Below are 4,053 nucleotides of genomic sequence, written 5' to 3' on the forward strand. Positions count from 1 at the left end.
CGAATGCCTTGGCAATTGCAAGCGGCGCCTCAGCGCCGCGATCCTGCGCGACGGCTGCTGGAGCTATGTCTTCGGCGACCTGACCGCGACCAGCGGCGCCGACCTCGTGACAGGCGCAAAGCTCTTCGCCACCTCGAAAGATGGCCTGATCCCGTGGCGTGGCCGCCCCGATAGCCTGAAGCGCGGCCTCATTGCCCGCATCCCTCCCCTCGACATGCTGAAGGATTGACCATGACCACTTCCGTATCCCGCGTTCCCTGCACCGTCGTCACTGGCTTCCTCGGCGCCGGCAAGACGACGCTGGTCCGCCATCTCCTGGAAAATGCCGGCGGCAAGCGCATTGCCATCATCGTCAACGAATTCGGCGACATCGGCATCGACGGCGAGATCCTGAAGGGCTGCGGCATCGACACCTGCCCGGAGGAAAACATCGTCGAACTGGCCAATGGCTGCATCTGCTGCACCGTTGCCGACGACTTCGTCCCGGCGCTCGACCAAATCCTGTCGCTGACGCCGAAGGTCGACCATATCCTGATCGAAACCTCGGGCCTGGCACTGCCCAAGCCGCTGGTCCAGGCCTTTCAGTGGCCGAGCGTGAAAAGCCGGGTGACCGTCGATGGCGTCATCGCCGTGGTCGACGGACCGGCATTGGCCGAAGGCCGCGTCGCCAACGACATGGAGGCCCTCCAGCCGCAGCGCGCCGGGGACGAGACGCTCGACCATGACGATCCGGTGGAAGAAGTGTTCGAGGACCAGATCGCCTGCGCCGACCTGATCATCCTGTCGAAGAGCGACCTGATGGACGCCGCCGGCACCGCCCGCGCCAATGCCATCATTGGCGAACACTCCGCCCGCGCAGTGAAGATCGTGCCGACGTCGCATGGCAAGGTCGATCCCTCCGTGCTGCTCGGGCTCGGTCTCGCCGTCGAGGACGACATCGAGAACCGCAAATCCCATCATGACGGCGCCTTCGACCACGAGCATGACGACTTCGACACCTTCATTGTCGACATAGCCTCGGTCGCCAATCCCGATGAACTGGCAAAACGCGTCGCCACGGTCGCAGAAGAAGAGAACGTGCTGCGTGTAAAAGGCTTCGTCGAGGTCGGCGGCAAGCCGATGCGGCTGTTGCTGCAGGCCGTCGGGCCGCGCGTCAATCATTACTATGACCGCGCCTGGACCGCGCAGGACGACCGCCGCTCGCGCCTCGTCGTCATCGGCCTGAAAGGGCTGAACCGCCCGGCGATCGAGCGTATACTCGCCGGCTGATTTCGGACACGGATTGCGATGCACATCCTAACCACGACATCCGCCTCGCTCGACGACCTCGCCGAGCCGGTCGATCTGCGGCAGACGCCGGCGGATATCGTGGCCCTGTCCTTCACCGACAGCGACCTCGCCGGACTGGCGGCGGCGTGGAAGGCCGATGCCGGCCGCCTGCCCTCGATGCGGCTGGCCGCACTGCGCGACCTGCGCCATCCCATGTCCGTCGACCTCTGGGTCGACCGCGTCGCCCGCCATGCCAAGATCATCCTCGTGCGCATCCTCGGCGGCTACGACTGGTGGCGCTACGGCTGCGACCAGCTTGCCTCGACCGCCCGCGAACGCGGCATAAAACTGGCGCTGCTGCCCGGCGAATGCCGCGACGAGGATCTGCGCCTGATCGAAGCCTCGACGCTGCCGCGCCAAGAACTTGACGCTCTGCTCGACTATTTCCGCGAGGGCGGCCCGGCGAATATGGGCGCGCTGGTGCGGAGGTTGGCGCGGCTGGCGGGGTCGGATGCGGAAGTTATCGGCCCGGTGGTGGTGCCGAAAGCTGGTTTTTACGTGCCTGGAAGTGGAGTTGTAGAGAAGCCGGACTTATCGAATGCTGGCGCTTACAACGCCAACGCTCCTATCATCCCCATCCTGTTCTATCGCTCGATGCTGCTGGCCGCCGATGTCGCGCCCATCGATGCGCTTGTTGAAGCGCTGCGGCAGCGCGGCATCGACCCAGTCCCGATCTTCGTCTCCAGCCTCAAGGACCCAACCTCCCTCGCCTTCGTGGAAACAGCACTGACGGCGCTGAAGCCCGCCGCCATCATCACCGCGACCGCCTTCGCCTCAGGCGCCGAACCCGGCATCGAAACGCTGTTCGACCGCGCCGGCGTGCCTGTCTTCCAGGTCATCGTCGCCACCACCCGCCGCGACATCTGGCAAAACAACCAGCGTGGCCTGGCACCCGCCGACCTCGCCATGCACGTCGTGCTGCCCGAACTCGACGGCCGCGTCCTCGCCGGCGCCATTTCCTTCAAGGGCGAGACCGAGACCGATCCCGCACTCGGCCACCGCGCCTTCGCCAACCGGCCGGAACCGGATCGCGTGGCGCAGGTCGCTGACCGCGTCGCGGCCTTCATCAAGTTGCAGGAGACGCCCCGCGCCGGGCGCAAGCTGGCCATCCTGATCCCGGATTACCCTAGCGCTCCTGGCCGCACCGGCTACGCCGTGGGCCTCGACGTGCCGTCCAGCGTGCTCGCCATGCTGCATGACCTGAAGGAGCAGGGCTATGTGGTTGAGGGAATTCCGGAGACGCCGCGTGGGTTGCTGGATTTGCTTGAGCGGAGTGCCGACGGGTTGGGGCTGGACGATTATCTCGCTCTTTCGACGGAATTGCCGACAGGTGCAATTGCTGCAGTCGAGGCTGCTTGGGGGAAGGCAGAAGACGAGACAGGTTTGCGCGAGGCGCCCCCCTCTGTTCTACCGGAGGGGGGCGCCTCGCGCCAACCTTCGCGACCGACCACTGCACGTTTCCCCTTCCGCGCCGCCACCTTCGGCAACGTCACCATCGCCCTCGCCCCCGACCGCGGCTGCTCCGTCGACCGCCGCGCCGACTACCACGACCCGACGCTGCCCCCGCGCCATGCGCTGATCGCCTTCGGCCTCTGGCTGCGCAAGTCGCTCGGCGTTCACGCGCTGGTCCATGTCGGCGCCCATGGCACGCTTGAATGGCTGCCGGGCAAAACCGTTGCTCTGTCGGAAAACTGCTTTCCGGAGATCGTCACCGGTCCCCTGCCCGTCATCTATCCCTTCATCGTCTCCAACCCGGGCGAAGCGGCGCAGGCCAAGCGGCGCATTGCCGCCGTCACCCTTGGGCATTTGCCGCCACCGCTGACCGGCGCCGGGCTGGACGAAAACCAGCACAAGCTCGAGCGGCTGGTCGATGAATATGCCCAGGCCGACGGGCTCGACCGTCGCCGCCGTGACCGACTGGCGAAACTGATCGTCGACACCGCGCAAAAAACCGGTCTCGCCTCCGAAGCCGGCGTTGCCAGAACCGACGCGCCCGACGAGGCCTTGCGCCGCATCGATGCCTGGCTCTGCGACCTCAAGGATTTCGCCATCAAGGACGGGCTGCATATCTACGGCCGCGCTCCGGAGGATGAGCCCGACGCCATGCGCCGCCAGAGCGCTGAAGCCGAGAAGACGGCGCTGCTTGCCGCGCTCGATGGCCGCCACATCAAGGCCGGGCCGGCCGGCGCGCCTGCGCGCGGCCGCTCGGACGTCTTGCCCACCGGCCGCAATCTGTTCACCTCGGACCCGCGCACCATGCCGACGCCGACCGCCTATGATCTGGGCAAGGCCGCGGCGGAGGAAGTCGTGCGCGGCTACATGCAGTCGCATGGCGACTGGCCGCGCTCGCTGGTCATCGATCTCTGGGGCTCGGCATCGCTGCGCACCGGCGGCGAGGAGATCGCTCAAGGCCTGGCGCTGATGGGCTGCCGGCCGCAATGGGATTTGGCCACCGGCCGCATCACCGGCATCGAAGTGCTGCCGCCGGCCACGCTCGGAAGGCCACGCGTCGATGTCACATGGCGCATATCAGGCCTGTTCCGCGACATGTTCCCGACCCAAATCGCGCTGATCGATGCCGCAGCCAACGCGGTTGCCGCGCGCGACGAGGACGATTCGGAAAACCCGCTCGCGGCCAAAACCCGCGCCGACGGCAAGATCAGCCCGCGCATTTTCGGCACCTCGCCCGGCACCTATGGCACCGGCGTCGAGGATCTCATGTCC

General features: G+C 66.6%; 3 protein-coding genes. All 3 read left to right on the plus strand.

What is annotated here, in order from left to right:
* Nucleotides 1-229, plus strand: a 229-nt coding sequence (locus EN914_RS26950) for a DUF1636 family protein (protein WP_127389364.1), incomplete at its 5' end; no start/stop codon positions are given.
* A 2-nt stretch (nt 230-231) separates the two neighbouring features.
* Nucleotides 232-1,269: a cobalamin biosynthesis protein CobW gene (gene cobW / locus EN914_RS26955; protein ID WP_024501365.1), complete on the plus strand. Its 1,038-nt coding sequence runs from the start codon at nt 232-234 to the stop codon at nt 1,267-1,269.
* Nucleotides 1,270-1,287: 18 nt separating this feature from the next.
* Nucleotides 1,288-4,053: cobaltochelatase subunit CobN (gene cobN, locus EN914_RS26960; RefSeq protein ID WP_127389365.1), on the plus strand; the 2,766-nt coding region annotated here is incomplete at its 3' end.

Source organism: Mesorhizobium sp. M7A.F.Ca.CA.001.08.2.1 (assembly GCF_003998455.1).
Taxonomy (GTDB): domain Bacteria; phylum Pseudomonadota; class Alphaproteobacteria; order Rhizobiales; family Rhizobiaceae; genus Mesorhizobium; species Mesorhizobium ciceri.